Annotated in this window: 24 protein-coding genes and 1 pseudogene; 10 read left to right on the top strand and 15 right to left on the bottom strand. The window is 62.4% G+C overall.

From position 1 onward, the window contains the following. Window positions 1-59 precede the first annotated feature (59 nt). From DEIPE_RS21665 to DEIPE_RS21625, 10 genes are all read right to left on the bottom strand, one after another. Window positions 60-1094 (bottom strand): bifunctional DNA primase/polymerase, encoded by a 1035-nt coding sequence (locus DEIPE_RS21665; RefSeq protein WP_015231667.1) that lies wholly within the window; start codon window positions 1092-1094, stop codon window positions 60-62. 107 nt (window positions 1095-1201) lie between these two features. Then, entirely contained in the window at window positions 1202-1567 is a 366-nt protein-coding gene (locus tag DEIPE_RS21660) for a hypothetical protein (protein ID WP_015231666.1), read from the bottom strand. Between the two features lie 56 nt (window positions 1568-1623). Next, window positions 1624-3396, bottom strand: a complete 1773-nt coding sequence (locus tag DEIPE_RS21655; protein WP_015231665.1) for a ParB/RepB/Spo0J family partition protein — start codon at window positions 3394-3396, stop codon at window positions 1624-1626. 147 nt (window positions 3397-3543) lie between these two features. Further along, complete coding sequence (locus DEIPE_RS21650) at window positions 3544-4182, bottom strand: IS630 family transposase (RefSeq protein WP_217218470.1); 639 nt, start codon at window positions 4180-4182, stop codon at window positions 3544-3546. Then, a complete protein-coding gene (locus DEIPE_RS23560) occupies window positions 4107-4676 on the bottom strand; it encodes a helix-turn-helix domain-containing protein (protein ID WP_015231308.1) in 570 nt (189 codons plus the stop codon). The genes DEIPE_RS21650 and DEIPE_RS23560 overlap by 76 nt, the downstream gene beginning before the upstream one ends. Before the next feature lie 156 nt (window positions 4677-4832). Further along, window positions 4833-5576 carry a hypothetical protein gene (locus DEIPE_RS21640; protein ID WP_015231664.1) on the bottom strand — a complete coding sequence of 248 codons (744 nt, stop codon included), beginning with the start codon at window positions 5574-5576 and terminating at the stop codon, window positions 4833-4835. A gap of 887 nt (window positions 5577-6463) precedes the next feature. Beyond that, window positions 6464-6622 (bottom strand): hypothetical protein, encoded by a 159-nt coding sequence (locus DEIPE_RS24395; RefSeq protein ID WP_157449178.1) that lies wholly within the window; start codon window positions 6620-6622, stop codon window positions 6464-6466. A 100-nt stretch (window positions 6623-6722) separates the two neighbouring features. After that, entirely contained in the window at window positions 6723-7355 is a 633-nt protein-coding gene (locus DEIPE_RS21635) for a ParA family protein (RefSeq protein ID WP_015231662.1), read from the bottom strand. A gap of 192 nt (window positions 7356-7547) precedes the next feature. Beyond that, on the bottom strand, window positions 7548-7955 hold the full coding sequence (locus DEIPE_RS21630; protein ID WP_015231661.1) for a PIN domain-containing protein: 408 nt from the start codon (window positions 7953-7955) through the stop codon (window positions 7548-7550). Continuing rightward, window positions 7952-8212 (bottom strand): AbrB/MazE/SpoVT family DNA-binding domain-containing protein, encoded by a 261-nt coding sequence (locus DEIPE_RS21625; protein ID WP_015231660.1) that lies wholly within the window; start codon window positions 8210-8212, stop codon window positions 7952-7954. Before DEIPE_RS21625 ends, DEIPE_RS21630 begins: the two co-directional genes overlap by 4 nt. Window positions 8213-8515: 303 nt before the next feature. Between DEIPE_RS21625 and DEIPE_RS21620 the strand changes: the two genes are divergently transcribed. The 8 genes and pseudogenes from DEIPE_RS21620 (at window position 8516) to DEIPE_RS24390 (ending at window position 16192) form a co-directional block, all read left to right on the top strand. Next, the gene (locus DEIPE_RS21620) at window positions 8516-9220 is read left to right on the top strand and encodes a recombinase family protein (protein WP_157449177.1); all 705 of its coding nucleotides are present in this window, start codon (window positions 8516-8518) and stop codon (window positions 9218-9220) included. 292 nt (window positions 9221-9512) lie between these two features. After that, window positions 9513-10649, top strand: a complete 1137-nt coding sequence (locus tag DEIPE_RS21610; protein ID WP_041231997.1) for a Fic family protein — start codon at window positions 9513-9515, stop codon at window positions 10647-10649. A 116-nt stretch (window positions 10650-10765) separates the two neighbouring features. Then, window positions 10766-11314, top strand: a pseudogene (locus tag DEIPE_RS21605) (transposase); the annotation flags it as partial. A 70-nt stretch (window positions 11315-11384) separates the two neighbouring features. Beyond that, window positions 11385-11654 carry a transposase gene (locus tag DEIPE_RS21600; protein ID WP_015231656.1) on the top strand — a complete coding sequence of 90 codons (270 nt, stop codon included), beginning with the start codon at window positions 11385-11387 and terminating at the stop codon, window positions 11652-11654. A gap of 20 nt (window positions 11655-11674) precedes the next feature. Next, window positions 11675-12502, top strand: coding sequence for an IS3 family transposase (locus DEIPE_RS21595; protein WP_157449176.1), 828 nt, complete (start codon window positions 11675-11677; stop codon window positions 12500-12502). Window positions 12503-12756: 254 nt separating this feature from the next. After that, a complete protein-coding gene (locus tag DEIPE_RS21590; protein WP_015231654.1) occupies window positions 12757-13374 on the top strand; it encodes a recombinase family protein in 618 nt (205 codons plus the stop codon). Beyond that, on the top strand, window positions 13371-15935 hold the full coding sequence (locus DEIPE_RS21585; RefSeq protein WP_015231653.1) for an ATP-binding protein: 2565 nt from the start codon (window positions 13371-13373) through the stop codon (window positions 15933-15935). Before DEIPE_RS21590 ends, DEIPE_RS21585 begins: the two co-directional genes overlap by 4 nt. Before the next feature lie 20 nt (window positions 15936-15955). Continuing rightward, window positions 15956-16192, top strand: a complete 237-nt coding sequence (locus tag DEIPE_RS24390; RefSeq protein ID WP_342663299.1) for a helix-turn-helix domain-containing protein — start codon at window positions 15956-15958, stop codon at window positions 16190-16192. Here DEIPE_RS24390 and DEIPE_RS21580 read toward each other — a convergent pair. Together DEIPE_RS21580 and DEIPE_RS21575 are read right to left on the bottom strand one after the other, a co-directional pair. After that, window positions 16184-16666, bottom strand: a complete 483-nt coding sequence (locus DEIPE_RS21580; RefSeq protein WP_015231652.1) for a response regulator — start codon at window positions 16664-16666, stop codon at window positions 16184-16186. The genes DEIPE_RS24390 and DEIPE_RS21580 overlap by 9 nt on opposite strands. After that, window positions 16663-19824: a GAF domain-containing protein gene (locus DEIPE_RS21575; RefSeq protein ID WP_015231651.1), complete on the bottom strand. Its 3162-nt coding sequence runs from the start codon at window positions 19822-19824 to the stop codon at window positions 16663-16665. Before DEIPE_RS21575 ends, DEIPE_RS21580 begins: the two co-directional genes overlap by 4 nt. 549 nt (window positions 19825-20373) lie before the next feature. Here DEIPE_RS21575 and DEIPE_RS21570 point away from each other — a divergent pair. Then, window positions 20374-21183: a GNAT family N-acetyltransferase gene (locus tag DEIPE_RS21570; protein WP_041232014.1), complete on the top strand. Its 810-nt coding sequence runs from the start codon at window positions 20374-20376 to the stop codon at window positions 21181-21183. 230 nt (window positions 21184-21413) lie between these two features. On the opposite strand, the gene DEIPE_RS21565 is transcribed toward DEIPE_RS21570, so the two are convergent. Next, window positions 21414-22310, bottom strand: a complete 897-nt coding sequence (locus DEIPE_RS21565; protein WP_015231649.1) for a phosphotransferase — start codon at window positions 22308-22310, stop codon at window positions 21414-21416. A 105-nt stretch (window positions 22311-22415) separates the two neighbouring features. After that, window positions 22416-22997: a TetR/AcrR family transcriptional regulator gene (locus tag DEIPE_RS21560; RefSeq protein WP_041231996.1), complete on the bottom strand. Its 582-nt coding sequence runs from the start codon at window positions 22995-22997 to the stop codon at window positions 22416-22418. Between the two features lie 61 nt (window positions 22998-23058). Between DEIPE_RS21560 and DEIPE_RS21555 the strand changes: the two genes are divergently transcribed. After that, window positions 23059-23628, top strand: coding sequence for a dihydrofolate reductase family protein (locus DEIPE_RS21555; protein WP_015231647.1), 570 nt, complete (start codon window positions 23059-23061; stop codon window positions 23626-23628). 372 nt (window positions 23629-24000) lie between these two features. On the opposite strand, the gene DEIPE_RS21550 is transcribed toward DEIPE_RS21555, so the two are convergent. Then, window positions 24001-24582 carry an SMI1/KNR4 family protein gene (locus DEIPE_RS21550; protein WP_041232012.1) on the bottom strand — a complete coding sequence of 194 codons (582 nt, stop codon included), beginning with the start codon at window positions 24580-24582 and terminating at the stop codon, window positions 24001-24003. Window positions 24583-24691: the final 109 nt, after the last annotated feature.

Genomic DNA, 24691 nt, shown 5'->3' with positions numbered 1-24691 from the left:
GTACTTCCTATATTACTTACTATATTTTTAACATACTAAAAAATCAAGAAAATCGCCCATCAGCGCCCAAAGCCCTTCACCCACGGCGTCGAACCCCGCCCCACCGGAACCCGCCGAAAAGCACTCCGCACCGAAGCCTCGAAATGCGCCAGCACATACGCCTCCCGCTCCCCCTTGGTATTCGTCATAGGCAGCAACGACAGCCAGTACGGACCGACCTCCAGCGCTTCACTCAGCGCAAAACCGTTATCCCGCAACTGACAGGCCAGCCAGAAACCCGCGTCATTCCGGCCACGGCTCCCGGTCAGGCTCAAGGCACGCTCGACCAGCACCAGGTAATCCACCCGCACGCGCTCCGCATCCTCCTGGCTGGGATCACTGAAGATCGGGGCACGCGCAGCCACACGAGGTTCATCCTGCGTTACCTCCGGCGCGCGCTCCAGGCCCAGCAGCTCACGCAGGCGGTACGTCTGCCCGGCCAGCTCCACAACCTCTGGAATGGCCAGCCGGTTCACCAGCTTCTTGGTGGAGAGCCGCTCGTACCGGCCCACGTCTGTCACGGTGGGCGGCAGCACGACCAGGCCACCGTCGCCCCGCACGTCCACGCCTGCAGGCAGGCTCTGCTTGCTGTTGCTGTTGGTGGTGGCTACCGGCCAGCCGGGATGCCGGACGTAGGCGTGATACCCACCGCTTGCGCTGCGAACGTGTGGCTCGATGCCCAGGCGGTGCATCGCCTTCACCCCGGCTCCTTTGTCGAAGTCCAGCGCAACGAGTCCGGAGATCTCCCCGGTGACCATCGCCATGCCCTGTGCTCCATGGGTGATGAACCAGTCGTGCAGTTCGCTTTGGGTGGGCAGTCGTTCGCGGAAGGCCATCCAGGTGGCCACCCATTTGCGGCGGCCGTCATCCCAGTAGCAGTGATCGGTTTTCTTGAGGGCCTCGTAGTGTGGCTGCTTGGCGTAGTTGCCGTTCACGCCTACGGGGATGATGCTCAGGCCAGCTTCGACGTAGTGCTGGGCGGTTCGCAGGAGGTCGTGTGGCGTGTGACTGATGGGTCTATTGTGCTGGAAGCGGGTGGGGGCTGCATGTGTCATTGGCTTCCTCCTATCCCTTAGTATATCGGAAATATACTAAGAAGTCAAGAAAACACCGTCCAGAACGAAGGCCAGGCCACATCAGCACTGGCCTCCAGGGCAAGAATTCAACGAGGCTCCAGAACCAGACTCTTTCGCACCTGCACCTGAGCCATGCCCTTCAGCTGCTCCGCGTCCAGATCCCCTGCCTTCGCCAGCTCCTCCACCCGCTTCCGGTCAATGCTCGCCACTTCCAGCGCAGCCGCATCCCCAAACACTTCCCGGAACCGCTCCAGCGGATACGACACCACCCGCGAAACCCTCACCACAGGCCGGTACAGTTCCGTTTCCGCGTATTCTCCTGCTTCCAGTTCCAGCTTGATCTGCTTGCCAAGCTCGTCCTTTTCGGCCTCCAGCCCTTGAATGGTGTCTCGCAGGGTGGCGTAACGGTCCAGCTTCTCCTGAAAGGTCATGGATGCTTCTGTCATGGTCATGGCGCACCTCGACGCGAGGAATGAGTGGGGGCGCGTGAACGGCCCTGGCTGATAGGTCAGGCTTTGAACTGCACGAGGTCAGGCACCCACCCGGCTTGCTGAAGGGCAGCAGCTTTCTCAAGGATGCGAGCAACGCTTTCCTTCTTCGTACTGCCTGGGGCGATAGAGGGACGCAATTCCTCTGGCATCGTGGCGATCAACGCACTCAGCTGCGCGGTGGTATGGGCGTTCAGGTAAGGCGCAGTCACCTGCCATTCACAGGTCAGTCGCTTGTCCGCTTCAATGGCCTGAGCGACATGGTTAGCGAGACGACCAGGGCGGGTGCGGACGTTTCCCCAGTGGTGCAACTGGTCATGCGTGTGGAAGGCCAGCAGTTCCAGCAGCTGATCGAGTTCCAGTCCCATCAGGGCGTCGTGCAGGTCATTGCCGCGCTTCTCCACGATCATGCTGCACGGCACGTAGCTCTTGAACAGATCAGGACGTTCCACAGTCCAGCGCTTCACCATCGCGTCGATTTCAGGCAGCAGGTCACCAATTTTCGGCGCGTGAGTGGCTCGCAGGGTGATCTCGTGGCTATGTTCGAAAAACGCCTGGATGGTCAGTACGAGGCAGCGCTTATGGTCCTGTGCCAGCTGACCCCACAGAGCGCGGGCGCGGGAGACGTGGCCGATGTAGTGCGCGTCATCCCTGATCGGTGTTTCCTTGGGGCCGCTTTCGGCTCGGTCTTTGGTGCGTCGTTCGGCTTCAGCGTTCCGCTCTGCCGCCTTCGCTTCTGCTTCACGGATGACACCTTCGTGGCGTTTGAGTTCCCCGGTGTGGGTGTGGTAGCAGAGCACCAGGCCCTTCATGCTGTCGGGTCCATAGTGGCGGTACTGCTGCCACGGCAGGCTGGTGATATAGCCCTCTGTCGGGAGTACGTCTACAAAAGCCCAGTCCAGGGAAGCGCGTTCGCTTTCCGCCAGTTCCTCGATGGCTGCGGCCTGGAGTGCCAGGGCTTTTTCGCTGTCCTTGAAGTACGAAGGCGTGACGCCCCACAGATCTTCAATCACACTCAGCCCTGATGCGGCCACATCGAACATGGCATTCTCGACCAAGAGTCTTCCCTGAGTGGTGAGCTTGCGGAGCTGGTCGGCGGTGTAATGGGCCGGATTGTCCCGGACGAGATTGAGTAAGTGCTGCTTGAGTTTGCCGCTGGTCTGGGACAGCACCTGCGCCTGAGCAAGAGAAATGGTGCCGTTGCTGAGGAGCTTGCGGCCATCCTTCCCAAGCCCTTTGGCAAGAATCAGGCGTTGCTCGACGGTACGAAGGCTGTACCCGAAGCGCGTCGCAATCTCGTCGGGCTGCATGTCCAGGGCGTACAGACGCGCAAAGGCGTCTGCTTCGTCCAGTGGACTCATCTGGTCACGCTGGAGGTTCTCGGTGGTGGCGATCTCCAGCAGTTGCAGGTCCGTCAGGGGCTGCACTTTCACGGGCATCAGGTAGTCCGCGCCGACTTTCAGGACGGTACTTTCGCCGCCGTTCTCGTCCACGAGTTCCAGGCCATCGACCAGCAGCCCTACGGCGCGGTAACGGCGCTCACCTGCGGCGATCTCAAAAGCGCCGTCTTCGGTGGGGTGGGGTCGGACGACGAGGTTTTGCAGGATGCCTTTGTGGTGAATGTCGGTGGCGAGTTCAAAGAGAGTTTTGTCGTCGAAGGTCTTGCGAGGGTTGTATTCACTGCGGCGCAGGCTGGACCAGGGAACCAGCGTTACGTCCGATGGGGTGGTTTCGGTGGGGTGGGTGAGGCGGAGTTGGGGCAGGGTGGTGAGTTGTGCTGCGGGTGCGGTCATCTTGGCTCCTTTGTGTAGGGGACGGGTGTGGAGGTGTCTCCTATATCACTTACTATACTTCAAACACATTAAAAAGTCAACAAAACCCAGTAAACCAGCAAAACAGTAAACTGGGTTTTAGATTGCGAGTCGCTGTTGCATCGTTCCTCAATAGCGGTAAAGAACCGCATGTCGCCGGAAGCGCGGCGTCCTCGCGGGTCGCCCCCACACCCATGGGCACGCCCTCGCATTCAACCGCCGCGTCCCGTCTTGCACGGCCTGCTCAACCTCCGCCGCGTCCACGAACGTCATGCCCGCAAACGCTTCTCGGCGCAGCAAACGCCACCACGGCTCGATCAGATTCAGCCAGCACGCGCCCTTCGGAATGAACACGTGTCTCACCCGTGGGTGCGTCTCCAACCACGCCTGTACTGGAGCGCTCTTGTGGCTTGCGAGGTTATCGCTCACCACCAAGATGTCCCCTTCCGGGTTGTCGCGCTCCACCGCCTCCAGGAGCTTGACGTATCCGACCGTGTTCCTCGATGGCCCGCACTGCGTGAGTACCTGTCCGTCTCGCACGCGCAGCGCCCCGTACACCCACGTGCGATCCAGCCCTCGGCTGTACTCCAGGGGCGCTTTCACCCGATGCCCGTCCTTCGTCCAGCCCCCTGCTGGTGGAAAGGTTCTTGGCGACACCGGGCCGAGTTCATCGACGCAGACGGTCGTCGCGTTCACCGGGCATTCGGTGTAGGCCGCGACGACCGCCGCTCTTTTGGGATGAAGTCCGCATCCGGGCTGGTGGCCCATGACCGGGGCTGCCTCCACCGCACGCCTTCGTGTTGCAGGATGCGGCGCACCTGACTCCGACCCACGATGATGCCCTGCTCACGAGCCACCTCGACCAAGGCATCGAGCGTCCACAGGGCGGGCTTCTTGACGTCCACGGCTACGAGTTCACCGCTCGCGTCACGCACGGCACGGCCAGGGGGAGTGCGGCCGACAAGGGTGATGAGTCGACCGCGCTCTTCTTGGGTGAGGCGCGGCTTGCGTCCCGCGCCGGGCAGTGTGTTCAGGCCTTCGAGGCCATGCGCGTTGAAGCGGGCGAAGCGTTCGCGCACGGTTTGGGGGTGACAGCCGAGGTGCTCGGCGATGGACATGGTGCGATGCCCGTCCCAGCTCAAGACGATCGTTTGGGCGCGCTGCTTGAGGTCATGCGGGGCGTGGCGAGCTCGAGCGAGCTGGCGGACCCGAGCCTCCTCGGTGGGATCGAGCGGAGGACGAGCAGAGAGGAGTTTGGGCATCGGGGCCTCCCATCATTCAAACTCTACTCCCATTGAGGAACGATGCACTACCTTGCCGCACCAAGGGCTTGGAGTGCTTTGAGCGTCATGGGAAGGATGGGGCCCAGGTTGAACACTGGCCCACATCAGGATGAAGTAGGCATTCGTACGCTGTTCCTACGGTCGAGTGTCCACGAGCAGGTAACCCAAACCCGTGACGGCCCACTCATAAGCTTCCAATAGTTCTTCCTGATCACGCTCGATCGCGATGAGCAGCCCGTGCTGAAGACGGTCCAGCACAACACTCCTTGTCATCCATTGCCACACCTGCTCGGCTTGGGTTGCCCTTCCTGCCCAGAAAGCACCCGCGACAAATCTGCCTTTATTGCCGTTATACATAGTGTTGAACACCCGAGCGATTTGGTCAGTCGCTGTCGGACCCTCATGACCCTCCCAAATCTCCAGATATGGGGTCAAATCATCAACTGCTTGAGCAATTCCGCACAGTGTTTCGTGAGCCTTACCGTTGTCGAAATCTACGGATTCGTACAACAGTTCATTCCACCAGGCGCCGAGCAACCTTTGTATGGATTCTTGTTCCTGCTCCGGCCACGTGGCCCACTCCCCATACCGGAGCTTGCTCAAGAGGATTTCTACTTCCGTTGTCAAAGCGCCTTGAGTACAAAGTTCCAAAAGACGCGGAAGTGCATATCTGAATAAATCAACGTCACCGACTGTTGTTAATGCATGGTTAGCGTAGGACTCTAAATCTGCCGCTTCAACCTGTCGTAAAGGCTTTAGCTTCAGCGGCCCAATTTCTCGCTCCGGATCACGGTAGGGTGACATTTCGATATCCTCGGGAAGGTGGTAACGAGAAAATACATCGTACACCTCCCGAATCGCGTTGTTCAAACCTCCCATACTGCGAGCCATCTTACGCCTACAACAGGACGTCGGACTGCATCAGCATGATGGCCGGCTGGACCATGCCGAGATAATGGCTGAGCTTGCGTTCCCAGCGGGTGTTCAAGCTCAGCCGGCTAGCCTTCGTTGCTGAGATTCCTATCTTTTAAAAGCGGCCTGGACACACACTGGGCGTTTCCCGAGCCCCTTAGCTTGATGCGTATGGGGTGGGTGTGGATGGTCCCCCTACATCACTTACTATATCTTTAATATACTAAGAAGTCAAGAAAACCCAGCAAACCCGTAAAACGGTAAACCGGCTTATGTAAAGCCACGCGGAGCGGCGCCCCCGGCGCGTCCCACAGCCGAAAACGTCCCTCCCGGTGGGGCTCAACACACGCACCGCCTTCCCCTCTTTTCATCCTCCCCCCTACATTTTCCCGGCGACCGCCGCTGAGCAGAGCGACGCGACGCGCACAGCGAAGTGGAAGGGGTCTGCCCGCAGGGACGCGAGCAACGCGAGCGCCCCTTCTGCGCAGCGAGCACGGCGATACGCTGGCTACGCGGCGGTAGAGGGAAACAAAAACACAGCGCGAGCAACGCGAGCACCATCCCTTCTTCCGGCCCCAGTGGGCCGGCAGGACCCGCCAGCCTTCGAGATCACTGGAAGGACATCCATAGCACGCGGGGGAAGGCGTGCATGCACGACGAGGGGGGCCGCGGAGGCCACCCAGCGGGGGGCGCAAGCGCCCAGAAGCTGCATCCCCGTGCACGCGCGGGGTGCGCCCCACCCTCAACCAGAGAGCAGCAGAAAGCAGCCCGTCACCTCAACGTTCTGCACTTTTCTGCGAACGGATTTGAACTGACGCCCTACCCGCATCAGAAACTGCAGAGCGCTCCTGACCTTAGCTGCCTTGGCGGTCCAGGTACTCTCTGAGGGCCTGTTGCAGCTCACTCTTGATGCTCACTCGTCCCTGTCCTTTTTTCTTCTGGGATTTCTTCTTGGCCACGTGCATCTGCAGACGGCTGGCGATGTCCGCATCAAGGTAAGAAGTGAACTTCACTTCTCCAGACTCCACTGGTACGCTGGACTGCTCAGCGGGCTCAGCTTCTGGCCTTCTCAGCCGGTCCATTAAACCAAATTTCGAGCTTTCGCCCCTGCCCTTACTTGACATGGCTGATCACCTCGCGTGAAATCAGTTCGTAGTCCATCCAGACCAGCTTGGCGTAACGGTCGCCTTTCACGTCCCGAACACAGATCCCTTCCCGCGCGGCCTTACTGACAGCGACGGCGTGACGGATGGAGTGGTGAAACAGGGGGATTCCAGCATTGTCCAGCTCCATGCGCATATCCATGCCGTCACTGTTGGGTGCTGGTGGAACGTCTGCGAGCAGCACGCGGTAGTTGGCGATGCCCTTCTCCAGCAAGGGTTCCAGCGTGGCGACCAGGCCGTCTGAGCTGACGCCGTCGGGTTTGGTGGGGATGATCAGCAGTGAGGAGTTGCGGGACAGCGCAGCCAGCTCGTCGCGGCCTTCACCGCCTTTGGTATCGAGGACCACGTAGTCGTAGCCTTCGCCGGGGTTGTCCTGGTCGATGAAGGCGCTGTAGAGCTGCACGTCAAAGCCCCAGCCGTCGTAGCCTGCCTTTTTGGTTGTCCAGTGCCAGGCGGAGCGGAGTTCTTCGTCGGCGTCTACCAGCAGCGTTTTACCGCGTCCTGCCAGGTGTGCGCTGAGGGTGACGGCTGTGGTGCTTTTCCCGACGCCTCCTTTTTTCGAGGCGACACTGATCACTTTCATAATCCCAGTTTACCAGCAAACCAGCTTGCCGCGAAGCAAGTAAACCGGTATGCCATTAAACTGACAGTGAGGGCTGCAGTACGCTTCAGCCCCTCACTTGTCTCCCGGCCGCCCTGAGAACACAAAACTGCAAAGCATCAAAACGGAAGACGAAGCTAAGACCTCGGCTGGAAGTTCATTATTTCCAACCGCTCACCGGATGACTTGTATCTGGATGGGCAGATCGGGCAGGCTGGCCCAAGCGCTCTCAGCCGTGAGGGCATCAGCGCCGTGATGCTCAGCAGTGGCGAGGCACAGGGCGTCTCCGAGGCTGAGGTTGTAGGGGCGGCGCCGGGCATAGTAGAAGCTGGCAGCATGCTGAGCGGCGCTGGGAAAGGGCACGACTTCGAGCACCTGCATGAGGACGCCGAGGCGGCGGCGCACCCGATCCACGGTGAAAGTGCCATCGCTGACGAGCTTGCCTTCAGCCTCGACGACCTTCACGCTGCTGATCAGGCAGTGCCGGTCGGTGAGGGCCTGGGCTACCACTTCCCAGCCGGGCTCCTTGCGGAAGAAGGCCATCAGGGCGCTGGCGTCCAGCAGCAGGGGACGGGTACTCACTCGTGTCCCTTTGCGCGCTCGGCTTCCTCCCGGCGTTCCTGCAGGAGTTCACTGGTGAAGTCGCGCCCGTCGTCTTCAGCCAGGCTCCCGGCGAGTTCCTGAACCAGCGCGGCTCGGGTGGTGACGCGGATGCCGGCCTCGTCTTCAATGAAGAGGATAGTGTCACCTTCCTTGACTTTGAGGGATTCTCGGAGCGGTTGGGGAACTACAACTCGTCCCTTCGCAGTAATTGATGCGGTGTACACTCGTGATTCCATCGTAGCCCTCCTTTGACATGTGCCACTTAGCTTTTCTATTCCCACCCTACCATCTCCAGTTCCCCTCAGTTTTCCTATCCTTGTGGTAATTTGTATTACAAAAAACCTGATGAGTCGGCAGCGTGCGTCCACTGGAGCATGGCGCCGCTCCAGGCGAGCGAGAGGGACGAGTGGAATAAGCGTCTCGTGACCTCGGCCGTCGAGTTGGATGTTGCCTCTTCCGGTTCATGAGAGGAAATGAGTTCCTTTACTCCTGTTGTAAAGATCCACGAACGGACGATCAAGAACCTTTACAATCCCAGCATGCCCACCCGCCGCCTCACCCCCGGCACCCCCGTCATCACCTACATCCGCGTGTCCGACCAGAAACAAGGGCGAAGCGGCCTCGGCCTCGAAGCCCAGCACGCTGCCGTCCAGTCCTTCGTCAGGTCTTACGGCCTCACCGTCCTCGACGAGTACCGCGAAATCGAAACCGGCACCAACAAACGCACCCGCCCGCAACTTCAGAAGGCGCTCGAACGCACCCGCCAGGAAGGCGCCGTCCTCCTCATCGCAAAGTTGGATCGGCTCGCGCGTAACGTGCATTTTGTTTCCGGGCTGATGGAGTCGCGCGTCCCGTTCGTCGCTGTCGACATGCCAGACGTTGATGACCTGACCATCCACATCCTCGCCGCGGTCGCCGAGCAGGAAGCCAAGATGATTTCCCGCCGCACCAAAGACGCCTTGAATGCCGCGAAAGCCCGCGGAACCAGACTCGGCACTCCCCAGAACCTGACGCTCGAAGCGCGCCGTGCTGGGGCACAGGTGCGACGTCAGGACGCGATCGCCGCCTACGCCCGTGTCGCCGGGTACATCGCGCTGATGCGCCGGGGAGGGGAGACGCTGCGCGGCATCGCCAGGATCCTCAACGACGAGGGGCACCGTACCCGGCAGGGCAAACTTTGGTCTGCCGTGCAGGTCCGCAATGTCCTGCTGCGCAGCGCTCCATCAACACTGGACATAAGGTGACGCCGCAGGAGCTGCTCGAACTCCTCGTTCGTCGAGGCGGCGCAGAACTCGAAGCGCAATTGATGGGTCTATCGGTTGCGGCCTTGAACATGTTGGAGTGCGAGACCGTGGCTGTCGAGCCCCTGGTGCGTTCGAATTGCCACCGTCCGCGACCGCTCGGCATGACGTTTCCAGCCTCAGCAGACCGCTCTGATGTCCATAGGGTCATTATCTAATACGTCCACGTGGAGTGAACGGAGTCCTCCTCTCCAATCGGGTCAGTTATGACCCGATTGGAGGGTATAATCAGGTCATGGCCGCGCCGTACATCCACGAATTACCAGGCTGGCCTGACTTCACCTGGGACACGAACGCCTTCGCACTGCCGCTCGCGCGCGTGCACTTCCGGCGTGGCGCGCTCATCACGGCCATGGCTTCACTCGGCTTCGACGTCCGCCAGGACACCGTACTGTCGGTCCTGGTGCAGGATGTCACCAAAAGCAGCGAAATCGAAGGCGAGCACCTCGACGAGCAACAGGTGCGTTCCTCCATTGCGCAACACCTCGGCATGGACATCGCCGGCCTCCCTCACGCGGACCGTGACGTGGAAGGCGTCGTGCAGATGATGCTGGACGCTACGCAACGCTATGACGACCCCCTGGATGCCGAGCGTCTCTTCAGCTGGCACGCCGCGCTGTTCCCGACCGGGCGCAGTCACCTGCGCAAAATCATTGTCGCCAGCTGGCGTGACGACCGGGCCGGACCGATGCTGGTCCTCAGCGGCCGCGAACCAAAACAGAAGGTGCATTATCAGGCGCCCGACGCCACCCTCGTTCCGGACGCCATGCAGCACTTCCTCTCGTGGTTCGAGGAAGCCAGCCTGGACCCGGTGGTCCAAGCGGCCGTCGCGCACCTGTGGTTCGTGACGATCCACCCGTTCGATGACGGCAACGGCCGCATTGCGCGGGCCCTCACCGACCTCGCACTCGCGCGCGCCGACGGTACCGCGCAACGCTTCTACTCGATGTCCGCCCAGCTCCGCCGTGACCGCAAACGCTATTACGAGATCCTGGAGAAAACCCAGAAAGGCGGACTGGACATCACCGCCTGGATCACCTGGTTCATCGAGCACCTTCAGGCCGCCCTTGATGCTGCGCAGAGCGTGGTGCGCGGTGTCCGCAACCGGCAGGCGTTTTGGGACGCACACCACGACGTCGCGCTCAACACTCGCCAGATCAAGATGCTGAACAAGCTCCTCGACGGTGACTTCAAAAGTAAGCTGCAAACGCAGAAGTACGCTGCTGTGACCGGCACGTCCGCAGCGAGCGCGAAACGCGATCTCGCCGACCTCGTTCACAAAGGCATCCTCATGCCCGCACCAGGAACCAGTGGGCGCGGCACGCACTACCTACTCATTACCGGCGAGTCCAGCTCCAGCTGTACCTGGTGAGTGACAGGCGGCTTACGAGAACGCAGCAGGACACGGAGCCGGTATCTTGTGTATTACTACGCACCGCGAATAGGGGTTGACAGGGTGGAGGTAAAAATGGAAAAGGGACGGTGTCTATGGGCCGTCCCGATCTCAGTTTACTCCCCCTGGTACAGGCTTTTCAACAACTTACCCGCTGGCTGACGCCACAGATGCCCTACAAGCTGCTCCATGCACACGAGAAGATCAGCGATGCCGAGCTGATCGCTGTTGCCTTGCTCCAACGGCTGCATAAGGTGCCGTACTTCAGCCGCTGGTGGGGCTTCCTGAAGCGCAACCACTTCCCGCACTTCCCGTCAGAGGTCCAAGCATGCCTTAGGCTGAGTCGGCTGACGCCCGTGATCGAAGGGCTCGCCACAGAAGTCGAAGCACTGGAGTTCGTGACCGTCGATTCCGAACCGCTCCCGGTCTGCACCTTCAAGCGTGCGCCTCGTTGCAAATTCAGGGGTGCCCAGTACGGCTTCAGTACCTCTGGCCCGGTCTACGGCTTCAAGCTGCATGCCTGGAGCACGCTCAACGGCAAGATTGCCAAGTACGACATTCGTCCGGCCAATGAGCATAACTTCACCGGCGGTTGTGCGATGAACCGAGACTGGGCGGCCTACGGCGGGCCGAAGCAGATTGGATGGTCTGCCCCCTGAGAAGTGGTCCAGCTGAAAGGAGAGGATACGGCCGCGGAAAAGGGAGGATGGATCCATGCCGAAGAGCAAGTTGAGTGACGAGCAAACCATTCAGTTACTGCGGGAAGCCGAGAAGGGCAAGAAAACGGTGGAGGCGCTGTGCCGGGAGTATGGGATCAGCGACGCGACCTTCTACAAATTGCGCAACAGGTACGCGGGCAGCGACGTGCAGGACCTCAAGAGACTGAAGCAGCTCGAAGCCGAGAATGCCCGCTTGCTGAAGCTGGTGGGGCAACTGACGCTGGAGAACAGCGCCATGAAGGTAGTGGTCCGAAAAAAGTTTTAAAGCCCAAAGAGCAGCGCCAGGTGGGCAAGCTACTCATGCAGCAGGGGGTGTCGCAGCGCAGGGCAGCGCAGTTGCTGGGCATGCACCGCTCCAGCTTGAGGTACCAGAACAAGCCGAGATCACCGAGCACGGCGGCACTGACGGCACGAATACGCGCACTCGCGGAGCAATACCCGACCTACGGGTACCGGGGGATTCACGTGGTGCTGCGCCAGGAACGCTGGCAGGTGAACCGCAAACGGGTGCACCGGATCTGGAAGCACGAGCAGTTGATCAGAAAGCCAGCAGTCAAGAGGAAGAGGCTCAGAACGGGAAATAGTGTCCCAGAGCGGGCGGAGTACCCGAATCACGTGTGGTCGTACGACTTTGTATTCGACGAGATCAGCGGTGGGCAGAAACTGAAGTTCCTGACCCTGGTGGATCAGTTCACGCGGGAATGCCTGGCCCTGGAGGTGGGTGTGTCGTTTACGTCGAAGGATGTGCAGGAGGTGCTCGAACGGGTGATGACCTTGCGGGGCGTGCCGGTGTACCTGCGGAGCGACAACGGGCCGGAGTTTATTGCGCATGACTTGCAGATCTGGCTGGGCGTGTCAGGCACAAGGGCGCGTTACATCGAGCCAGGGAAACCCTGGCAGAACGGCTTCTCAGAGAGCTTCCATGCTCGGTTTCGGGAGGAGTGCCTGAACCGCGAGGTGTTCAGCAGCCTGCTGGAGGCCAAGGTGGTCTCGGGGGCCTTCCAGCGCTTCTATAACGAGGAGCGGCCACATTCCGCCTTGCAGTATCTGGCGCCGCTGGAATTCAGGCGGCGCTGGGAGGCTCAGCAAGCTGAGTTGAAGGTGGTAGCGTAACACAGGGCCTTTCCTCTACATCCAGCTGGACCACTCAATGGGGACCACCCATTCTGACCAGCATTTATCCTGACGATGAAAATTGTAACTACTCAGCACGAGATCGATCTCGTGCTGAGTAGTTACGATTGCTGAACTGTTGGATTTGCGAAAACGAAGGGTTTCGCGGCAAAGGCGAGTTCGTGATGAACTCAGCGTTCCTGCATTAGGAAAGTCTGCCGCAAAAATCATTCTTCAGGCCATAGACTTTTGTCATGCCCGGAACCCTCATCGGCTACGCCCGCGTCAGTACTGACGACCAGACCACTGATCTTCAACTCGACGCCCTCAAGGGAGCCGGAGTCCTCAAGGTCTACCAGGAGACGGCCAGCGGCGGCCGCTGGGACCGCCCGGAACTTCACCGCATGCTGGAGTTCCTGCGCGAAGGTGACATCGTGGTCGTCTGGAAGGTCGACCGGCTTTCACGCAGCCTCGCCGACCTCGTCCGCATCATGGAAATGATCAAAGCACGCGGAGCAAGGCTCAAATCCCTTACCGAGCCCATCGACACCAGTACCCCCGCCGGGGAAGCGATGATGCAACTCATCGGGGTATTCGCACAGCTGGAACGCGCCAACTTGCGCGAACGCACCCACGCCGGAATCAAGGCCGCGCGCGCCAAAGGCGTGAAGTTCGGCCGACCCAGCAAGCTCAGCGAAGCGCAACGCCAAGACATCATCCGGCGGGTCAGCGCGGGCGACCTCACCGCCGCGGAAGCGGCCCGCCTGTACGGCGTGAACCCCACCACAATCGCGCGTGTCATCAAACGACACCGCGCCATGACAGTCCCTTTCGAAGGTCGTGCTGCTGAGGTCAGAGGGACTCGCCCGTGAACAATTCTGATTTACAGGGTGGCACACTGCCCACCTCGGTACCCCTCGATTCGGCCAGCCTGCTTGACGCGGTTCCGCTTCTCCTCTGGACGGTCAACAGTGCCGGCCACATCACCTGGGGGAACGCAGTCTTTCATAATCTCATGGCCTCCAGCACGACCAGCTGGCAGACCCTGGTGCACCCCGATGACCAGCCCCGCGTTCAGCACTGGCTGACGGGGGAACCCGCGGCTCTCGAAGTACGAATCCTCGACGCGCACGATCAGCCCCACTGGTACCGCCTGCACGCCCAGCCCCTGACCTCCGAACAGCCCGACCAGCCCCGGTGGCTGCTGACCGGCACGCCCATCCACGAACTCAAGCACGCGCAGCATCAGCAGGCGACCCTGCAACACCTCGTCGACGTCAACGCCGACTGCATCAAAATCCTCGACCTCGACGCGCGCCTGCTCAGCATGAATGAAGGTGGGCGCGCCGCGACGGAAGTCGACGACTTCAACGCCTGCGCGAACCTGTTGTGGCCGTCCTTCTGGGCGGAGGACACCCGCCCCACCGTCGAAGCGGCCCTGAACGCTGCACGCGCCGGAGAGCGCGTGACTTTCGAAGCGGCCGCCGAGACCTTCAAAGGCACCTTGAAGTGGTGGACCGTGACGGTGTCCCCGCTCCGCGACCCGGACGGGCACGTCACGCACCTGCTCGCCGTCTCCCGGGATGTCAGCGAACGGCACGCCGCGCAAGTCGCGAACGACGCTTTGCGCGCCACCCTCGAAGAGCGCGTGCGTGAACGTACCCGACAACTCGACGAGGAACGCGCGGCACTCGACGCCTTCGTGGCGTTCACCGAGGCGGTCGGCAGCGAAACCGATCCGCTCAGGCTGGCCGCGCAGGCCGTGCGGGTAGTGCGTGCCAACCTCACGCATCTGAGCGTCGCATACTACGAACCCGAGGGAGAACTCTGGCAGGCGCGAGTCTGGTCAGACGACATCATCCCCGAAGTGGTGGCGGAGATTCGCGCGGGCATTCCGTTCAGCGCACCGAACTTCGCGCAGGCAGTACAGTCGCGAGGGCCGTTGTTCGTGGACGGCTGGAACGCCGACGCCAACCACGTCGCCAGCACCCGCGAGTACGGCGCGGTCGCCTTGATGCCGCTGCTGATCGACGGCATACCGCGCGCCATGCTCGCTGCGGGCACGCAGGAGGCACGCGCGTGGTCCGAACGGGAAAAGGCGCTGCTGCGCGCCGTCTGTCACGGCTTGCACCTCGCGATGGAACGCGCCGCGCACGCCGCGCGCCTGTACGAGCAGAACACCCAGCTGGCCAGCTACGTCGAACAGCTCGAAAGCCGCACCCTTGCCTTGCAGGCCTTCGAGACGCTCACACGTGAACTCGCGCTGGAAGCCGATCCGCTGGCGCTCGTCAAGGGCGCGCAGGACATCGTGCTGTCGCTGCTGCCCGACAGCGTCGGCGCGTACCACGAACTCGACGGGGACACCTGGCGTCTCAAAGTGCAATCGGGTGATCTGCGCGACGAGGCCCTCGCGCGCACGCTGCACGCCGGCTTGCCGTACCGCACGGCGCGGAACCTGCGCGTGCCGTTCGAGACGCGCGAAGCGTACTACCAGGACGCTTACGATCCGCACACTGACCAGCTGCCCGAAGCGTTCCGGCATATCGGCACGACCGCGACGTTGCCGGTGCTGGTGGACGGAAAGGTGCGCGGCGTGTTCGCCGTGGGGTTGTTCGGTCCGCCGCGGCCATGGTCACCCGTGGCGCGCGCGGTGCTGGCGACGGCCGTGCACAGCCTGGGGCTGGCGCTCGAACGGGCTGAGGGCGTCGCGCGACTCAGCGAGGAACGCCGGAAGCTCGGCCTCGCGAACGAGGAACTCGAAGCATTCACGTACAGCGTCTCGCATGACTTGCGCACCCCGGTGCGGCACATCATCGGCTTCAATCAGCTGCTGCGTCGGTCCCTCAGCGGTCAGCTGGATGAGAAGAGCACCCGGTACCTGACGGTGGTGGATCAAGCGGCGGTCCGTATGAACACCTTGATCGACGCGATGCTTGGTCTGTCACGGCTGGGCCAACTGCCGATGCAGTCAAGCCTGGTGGATCTGGACGCGGTGGTGCGCAGCGTACAGCAGGAACTCGAACCGGACGTGGCGGGGCGGGACGTGCGCTGGGATGTGGCGCGCTTGCCCCTCGTGGCGGGGGACGCGGAGATGCTGCGGCAGGTGATGATGAACCTGCTGTCCAACGCGCTGAAGTACAGCAGGCCGCGTGAGATGGCGCACATCGAGGTGTGGTCGGAGGAACGCAAGCGCGAGTGGGTAGTGTTCGTGAAGGATAACGGGGTGGGCTTCGATCCGCGCTACCAGGACAGGTTATTCGGGGTGTTTCAGCGCTTGCATCGTGAGGATGAGTTTGAAGGGACGGGGGTGGGTCTGGCGAACGTGCGGCGCATCATCGGCCGGCATGGCGGGACGGTGTTCGCGGAGCGTCCGGCGGAAGGCGGCGCGGTGTTCGGGTTCTCGTTGCCCAAGCAGCCAGGTGAGGCGTCCTGATCGGTATGAGGTGGGTTGGCGTGCACTTGGCTGCGGCCTCGCTATCAGGGAATACCCTGTCTCAGCGGCCGGTCTGGCGGCCGCGCGCCGAGGGCCGCGTCGGCGGACGACGCCCCAAGCTCAAGCCGCACCAACAACAGGAGATCGTCAACGCTGTCCGCGAAGGCCGCTACACGCCCGCCGACGCCGCGCGGCTCTTCAACGTGCACCCCGCGACCATCAGCCGGCTGCTCGCTGCCGCACGCACATCAACTTGAACTCAGCCGAACTGAATGACCCGATTGATGCTCCTCACCGTCACCCGAGTCCATCGCGACTGGCACGGTCGAGCACCAGAATCTCAGCGTGCTCCTCAGCACCTGCATGAAGTCATCCAGACTCACTGGCTTCGCGACGTAGGCGTTCGCGCCCACCTGATACACCCGCCGGGCGTCCAACGGACTGCTGGAGCTGCTGTACACGACCACCGGCAGCGTCACGAGGTGAGGATCCCGCCGCAGTTCCGTCAGGAGTTCCACCGCGTTCATCCGGGGCATGTTCGCGTCGAGCAACACGAAGCGCGGAATCAGTGCAGGTTGCGCAGCACACGCCCGCAAGTGCTCCAGCGCTTCTTCACCGCCCCGAGTGACGCGGAGTTGCACGGCCGGCTGGAAATCCACGAGTGCCTCTTCAACCAGCAGCACGTCCGCCTCGTTGTCCTCCACCAGCAGGACCTGAACGGCCCCGGTCACGCGTCACCCTCCACCGCGGGGATCGTGAAGTGAAACTGACTGCCTACACCCGGTTCTGACTCCGCCCACACCCGGCCCCCGTGATGCTCCAGCACTTTCCTGACGATCGCGAGGCCCATCCCCGTCCCCTCGTACTGTTCACGCAAGTGAAGACGCTGGAAAATCTGGAAGATCCGCTCTGCATACTTCGGCTCGAAGCCAAGTCCGTTGTCCCGCACCTCGAAATGCCACTGCTGACCTTCAAGCTGAGCCATGACGGTAATTTCCGGCTTCACGTCCGGCTTGCGGAACTTCATGGCGTTGCCGATCAGGTTCTGGAAGAGCTGCGTGAGTTCCGAGGGTGCGCCAAGCACCACCGGCAGTTCACCGTACGTGATGCTCGCACCGCTGAGCTCGATCAGGCCGTGCAGCCTGGCGAGCGCCTCCCGCAGCGGTTCCTCGGCTGGAACGGGTACGAGTGGTTCCTTGATGGTGTTGAGGCGTGAGAAGACCAACAGCTCATCAATCAGCCCCTTCATTCGCTCGGCGCTGCGCGTGACCAACGAAAGGTACTTGCGGCCTGGCTCGTCCAGCACGTCCTGGTACCGGCGGTTGATCAGCTCACTGAATGACGCGATGGTGCGCAGGGGTTCTTGCAGGTCATGCGACGCCACGAACGCGAACTTCTCCAGCTCCGCGTTACTCCGCTCCAACTGCGCCGTGCGTTCCTGGAGCGCGCGGGCGCTGGTCGCGCCTTCCAGCGTGAGGCTCAAGCTGCGCATGACCGTGTCGAGCAGCGCGCGGTCCGTGGCGGTCCAGCCACGCTGGTCGAACAATCCCAGCACGATCACCCCGAGTACCGTGCCACCCACCTTGATCGGCAGGGACGCGGTCGTGCTGATATGACCGACCGTGCTTTCCAGGTTGTCGTGGTGCTTGTCGTACTCATCCTGGTAGAGTGGCTCCCCTGATTCGAAGGGAAGGCGGACGGTGCGTGTCTCGAAGTAGGGTAGGCCGGCGTCCACCTGGCGTTGCAGTTCGTCGCTCTGGAGGTCACCCACCTGGGATTTCTGGCGCCACTGGTTCCCTTCACGCTCCCAGTACACCGCGTACCCTTCAGGCAGCAGGGACAGCACGATCTCCTGCGCTTTTCGAACGAGGGTGTAGCGGTCCGCGTCCAGCGTGAGGTCACGCGTGAGTTGCGCGAAGGCTTCCAGGGCTTGCGTGCGTATCGCCAGTTCCGCGTTCTGCTCCGCGAGTCGTGTGGTCTGCTCAGCGCGTTCGAATGCAAGGCTGAGGCTGCGCGCCACCGACTGGAAGACCGCGCGTGCCCGTGGCGACCAAGCGCGTGCGTGTGGCGAGGCCATGGTAAACAACCCGAAGGGTTCGCCGTGAACGAAGTACGGCCAGAACGCAGCCGCGCCGTACACGTCCGTGCTGTCCGCCCTTTCACGCTCAGCGTTCCACCCGTCCACGAACAGCACGTGCCGTTCGCTCACCGCCCGCGCGAAGCTCGGCAGGTCCGCAGGGAACCCCTGCTTCGCCGCGGCGACCACGGCTGGTGGAACATTATCGGACAGCACGCGTCCCTTCCACAACGTCCCCTCCAGCTCGTAATACCCGACGCTCACCTCACCCAGCGTCGCGCGCAGCACCTCCACCGCCTGACCCGCTAGGGTCTGAGGGTCACTGGTGGCGACGGAACGCTCCGTGAACGCCGCGAAGGCGTCGAGCGCCACGCGTTGCTCTTCCAGTTCGCGGGTGCGCGCCTCGACGCGCCGTTCGAGCTGAGCATGGCTGTCCTGCACCTGCCGGAACAACCTCGCGTTGTCGAGGGCGATGGCCGTCTGCGCCGCGAGGCCCACCGCGAGCTGCTCCGCCTGCGCGGTGAACACGCCCGGCTCGGCGTGACCGAAGAACAACGCGCCCGGTACTTCGCCAGTGCGCGATACGACCGGCACCGCGAGGTAACTGCGCACGGGCAGGTGACCGGCGGGCATGCCGTAATGCGGGGCGTTGTGCCCGTAGCGGGGGTCGCGGGTGATGTCCGCCACCCGGATGACGCCTTCCCCGGCGAACGTCGGACCGAACACCTGGGTCATGCGCGGCAGCGGGTAACCCGCGAAGGCTTCTCGCGCAGCGCCCGAAAGGGTGTACAGCGTGAGGACTTCCTGCTGCTCTCCAACGGTGTTGTAGAAGAACGCCCCGAACTGCGCGCCGGTCAGTTCCACCCCGGCGTCGGTGACGGCCTGCACGAGCTGGTTCAGGTCGAGTTCCGCGGAGATGGTCTGGTTGACGCGGTTCAGCGCTCGGAGGATCTCGGTTTGCTCGTGGAGGCGCGCGTCGGCGTTCAAGCGTTCCAGGACTTGCGTGCACTGCTGCACCAGCGTCTGCAAGAACAGCCGTTCCGAGTCACCGAAGCGGCGCGCTTCCTGGAAGCTGAGGGCCAGCACTCCCCACAGTTCACCCGCGACGATCAGTGGCAGGGACGCGAGGCTGCGGGTCTGGTCGGCGCGCACGCCAATGGTCGCGGGGTACTGCCGGTCGAAGTCTTCACCGCTCACGAAGATGGCGCTGCGTTGCGTGGCCGCGTCGCATGGGGGGATGCCCAGCGTGAGCGGGAAGTGCTCGAAACGCGCGCGGAGTTCCGGCGGGTACCCAAGCTCATCCACGAGGCGCAGGTGCTCGCCGTCAGGGGTGGGCGCGACGAGCGCCGCCATGTACGCGCCGGACGCCGCGACAGCCTGCTGAACCAGCACCTTGACGACGTCACCCGCACTGTGCGTTTCCGCGAGTGAGGTGGTGACGCTCTGCAAGGCCGTGGCGCGTTGCTGCTGGGTGATGCTCTGAAGGCGGACAGCCAGACCAGCAGCGCTGGGCGTGACGTGCACCCGCACCCACCCTTCGTACGCAGGGCTGTAAGCTTCATACTCCACACTGCGGCCCTCCGCGCGAGCGCGGCGGCTCTCCTTGAGCCAATGCACGCTGAACGCGTGAGGGAAGTCCTGCTCAAGCGAACAACCGATCAGTTCCAGGGGCGAGCGGTGAAGCAGCGTCCCGGTGGCGGGGTTGGCGTACGTGAAGCGCCCCTGCGTGTTCAAGGTGAAGGTAGGGTCCGGGCTCGCGTCGAGGAGTGGAAGGAGCGCGTCGGTAACGAGCGGGTCGTGAGGCAGGGTCATGTTCGCGTCTGGCGTCCCGGCGTGAAGGCCGCGGTGAGCCACTCCTCTCGGAAGGGGGAAACGCTCTCAGGATACTCGTTCTTCAGCCGCTGGCACGTTCATGGTCATCGTGCTGCAATCGGTCCACTCCGCAGGTTCAGGCGCGGCTGTCGGATGGCGTGAGAAGAGAGATTCCTTCAGGGCGGATGGTTACCGAGTTTGCAGTTGGCGTGGCGCCTTCGAGCGGACGGTTGGTTTTCTGGTCGACAGAGGAGACGCGGATGTACCGATACGCTGGCCGTTGCTTATGCTGTACTGCTGACGTCAGGTTGAGATCTTAGACCTTCGGCGGCCAGTGTCAGGGAAACCAAATTACAAGCCTATCCTGACGCGCGTTCACTCTGCTCTTGACAGTCCATTTGGGGTATACCCCAACCTGACGATTTTCGAGGACGTGAACGTCGAGTATTGCTCTCTAACTACGAAAAGGCTTGGAGCGCACAGATGCCCCTCGGTTTAAGAGCCCCAGTGCATACACCGCCTGTCCCTGCACCCTCTATGCTGCCCCTGATGCCTTCCGACCAACACGAGCTCGCAGGCTACCTGCTGAACGCCTACGACAGCCAGCTCCGAGAAGAGACCGAGATGATGTCCGCGACGAGCGTCGACCGCGACGGCCCTTTATGGCGTGGAAAGTTCGACACGCGCGGCTTTGTGTCGTACCGGAATCTCGGTGGCCTGACCGGAGAAGTGCTCGACGACCTCATCGCTCGAACAATCGAGCACTACGCCAGCGATGAACGTATCACCTCGTTCGAGTGGAAGACGCGCGGGCACGACGCGCCGCCAGACCTCCCCGAGCGCCTAGTCGCGCACGGCTTTCAGCCCGAGGACCCGGAAACCGTGATGCTCGGCGAGGCCAAGCTGCTCGCCATGGAAGTGCCGCTCCCACCGGGCGTGCAGCTGCGGCGCGTCGACGACCAACTCGACCCGCTGCCTGACCTGACGCGGGCAGCAGCCGCGCAGGAACGCGCCTTCGGCTTTCCGTTTGGTGTGAAGGACTTCGTGCGGCAGTTGGAAAAGAAGCGCGGGCTCATCGAGATCTGGGTTGCGGAGGCGCAGGGCGAGGTCGTCTGCACGGGGCGGCTGGAAGTGGTGCCGGGCACTGAATTTGCGGGCATCTGGGGAGGTGGGACGGTGCCCGAGTGGCGTGGTCAGGGGATCTACCGAGCGCTCACCGCCGAGCGGGCGAGATCTGCGCTCGCGCGGGGTGTGCGCTTCATGCACAGCGACTCCACGGAGTTCTCGCATCCTATCCTGCAACGCAGCGGCCTGCTGCCGGTGACGACGACCACACCCTACATCTGGACCCGCGGGTAGGCTCACGCCAAGTAAGTTTAGATGATGCTCGTATCCCAACTTGGACGCAGTCCGACAACCACGACTGCTTCCCGCTAAAAGGACAGGCGGTCGTGCAGGCGCAGGACGAAAGCTTGTTCCTCGGCCTGCACGGAGCCTGGGAGGTTTTCCGGCTTCCCAGGCGCTGCCCGTACGATTTGACATGCCCCAACTGAACGGGTGCATCGCTGGTCCGGACCACTGTCGCGGCACTACCGTGATGACCACTCCAGCGCACGTTGCCCCGCCCTGACGTACTCGCCGCGCGCCTGCATCATGCCGAACCTGATGTCTGCGAGGGCGCGACAAGCGGCATACCACCGAACGCGCCGCATACCCCGCTCGCTCACACGGCCGTAGGTTTCCAGCACGTCGTGCAGCAACGCCATCCCGCCCCAGTGCAGGACACCGGCAAGGTCGAGCGCCGGATCCCCCAGTTGGGCATCACTCCAGTCGATCACTCCGCTCACCGCGCCGTTCGTACCCAGCAGCACGTGCTCGGCGGCAAAGTCACCGTGCAGCAGCCGTCTACGGATGCCCCTGCTCGAAGGCGGGGACGACAGCACGTCCTGCCACTGCCCCAGGTGGGCCTCGTCGACCAGCTGATGGTGCGCTGCGAAGCGCAGGTCGCTCACCGCCACACGCGGCCACTCCCCGGCATCTTCCTGCACGGGAACGCCCAGCTCGGCTGCTGCCTCGCTGCTCACGTCGTGAAGTCGCCGCAGGAACCCGCCAATACTATCCGCCACGCCTGGCGGAGGTCGGTGCGCAACCTGTAATGCCGGCGTTCCTGGCAACCTGCGATACCCAGCGAGCAGTTGCACGTCATGCGCACCCCACTGCCCAAACCACCGGTACTCAGGAATGGGTAACGGCAACTGCGGCGCAAGCCATGCGGTGAGCTGCACTTCGACGTTCAGTGCGGCAGCGACCTCAGCACGTTTCGGGAAACGAAAGATGTATTGCCCACCGACGTCGAACGCCACGTGGTCGGTGCCTTCACCGAGCCGGGTGACACGTAGTTGGGCGAGGTCAGCGAACTGGGTGGAGATGATCGAGGTGATCTCCGCGTCAGTGAGTTCATGTTGCGGGACGTGCTCAGCCGCCATGCGTGAATGCTACTTCCGCCCGCGCATCGGCTGCCCAGTGCCCTGCATTCCTGGTGGAGGGTATACCCCAGCTCAACATCTCATTCTTCATGCGCCAGTTAGCGATTACCGCATTTCGCTAGCGATCGCCCGAATGCCGCGAATGATGATGGCTGTTCCGTGCCGCCATTCGGGACTGGTGGCCGATGTGGCCCCGAGGGCGTAGCCATGCAGGTAATCAACCAGCAGATTCGTGGCGTGTCGGCGAGATGAGGCGTCGAGCGGCAAGTCACCCATCGCCTGCTGGAAGAGGTCATCGAAACGCCGGACAGGTTCATGGACGTTGAGGCGGCCTGCAATGAGTTCGCCGACGAGTTCTGGGAAGCGCAGCACGATCTGGAGATAGGCCTGCGCGAGGTGTTCGACGCGCTGTTCCAGTGGCTGGGCGGCATCGAACGGTGGGTGGAGCGGGTCGAGCGCCGTGAATACGGTCGTCACCATCGCTTCCAGTAGGGCCGTCTTGTTTGAGAAGTAGTGGTACAGCGCCATCGGGTCGACCTGGAGTTGCTCGGCGAGGGCGCGCATGGAGAACTTGTTCCAGCCGTTCGTTTGGAGCAGTTGGATGGCGGTGCTGGTGATGAAGTGCTGGTCGAGGTCGGTGCTGCCAGTGGGGGGGCGTCCGCGGCGGCGTCTGGTGGGCGCAGTCATGGCTTCCATTTTGGCAGAGACCATGGCACTATATCTACACTGTAGATTTGAGGGGGAAACCATGAACCAGCCACGCGTCTCCGTCTTCCTCGGCCTCAGCCTCGACGGCTATCTCGCCCGAGACGATCACAACCTCGACTGGCTGCACACCACACTCACACCCACCGATACCCCACAAGACACCGGCTACACCAGTTTCATCGCCACCGTCGATACCCTCGTCATCGGCCGCAACACCTACGACACCGTCCTCAACTTCGACGCATGGCCCTACCAGGGCAAGCACGTCGTCGTCCTCACCTCCCGCCCTGCCGAATCCCGTCATGGCGAAACGTTCTTCAACGGACCGCTCTCAACCTTGCTCCGTGAGCTTGGCGAGCAGGGCTTCAGACACGTGTACCTCGACGGCGGCATTGCCGTCCGCCAGGGCCTTGACGAAGGTCTTGTCGACGACCTGACGCTGTCATGGCTTCCGATCATCCTCGGGTCCGGCCGACCGCTGTTTCACCGTGGGATGAGCGAGAGCCGCTGGTCACTCACCGGCAGCCGTGTTCTTGAAAACGGACTCGTGCAGGGCCAGTACCAGCGAGCTGATCAGAGCTTCTATACACCAGGTGGACACTCAATCTGATTGACGAGGAACGAGGTGTGCCGCTAGCGCCAGGTAGAGACTTCACAGCGTCTCATCACTCAAGGCGTCCAAGTTCGCCAGCTGGGCCGCTTCGAGCCGCCCGAGTCGTCGAAAGCGGCTCACGGTTGCTCACCCACGACCCGCGCCACTTCAGCGTCAAAGGCCATCAAGGCTGACACGTAGTGCACCAAGTCAGGACAAGGGCAGCCTTCGAGCTGCGCCAGGTCCAGCCACAGTCATCAGCCCTCAGGCAAGCCTTTCGGGCATCACACGGGGCTGGAGTGGGCAGGGTATCCGGTGAATCCAGCGGCTCAAGCCAGGGGTACACCTGGTCAGAGAGTCCCAGAGAACGACGATCGGTCGCATTGGTCGTCACTCCTCGCAGTACTCGTCGAGCTGATCGTCATTGACGATGTAATACCCATCCTCGAGCGCCTCCGCGGTCTCCTCCAGGTACGCCGCGAAGTCCTCATAGTGTGGCCCGCTCGGCCCGACCTCATGATCCATGTCGATCACCTGTCCCACGCGCCCAGCCGGACCCGGGTCAAGATCCAGGCAGGCGCCGTTCGATGCACCGTCCCGGTCGATCGGCACCCACCCCCGCCACCACCAGGACCGCTTCAGGGCCGGGTTGTCCTCCACGAAACCGTTCGCTTCATCGAACGAGCCGTCCTCCAACAGATTCGTCCAACTCTCCCAGCTGCTCCGGATGCCCTCGACAGATTCGAGTTCACCCTGCGGCCACCACGGGTCAGGAATGCCGTCGTGCCGAAGCAGGGAAGCGCGGAATGCTGCGGGAAACGTCACGTCCAGTTGCTGCTCCAACTCGTCAATGTCCGCGTCGCTCGTCCCGCCTGGCAACTCCCACTCCGGGGCGTTCTCCGCGTACCAGCGTTCAATACGTTCCCACGCGGCGTGCACGCGCTCAACTTCACTCGACTCGCTCTGCGTCATGCCTCGCATCATTTCAGATGCTGCCTTGACCATCCGCGCAGAACCTTATTGCATCCGACCGGAAGGGCATGAACGACACCCTCCACGGCGTCCTGGCGCACTCTTGCCG

The sequence above is a fragment of the Deinococcus peraridilitoris DSM 19664 genome (assembly GCF_000317835.1).
GTDB classification, from domain to species: domain Bacteria; phylum Deinococcota; class Deinococci; order Deinococcales; family Deinococcaceae; genus Deinococcus_A; species Deinococcus_A peraridilitoris.
The sequence above is the reverse complement of the archived record's forward strand: the minus strand, read 5'-3'. Positions and strand labels throughout refer to the sequence as shown.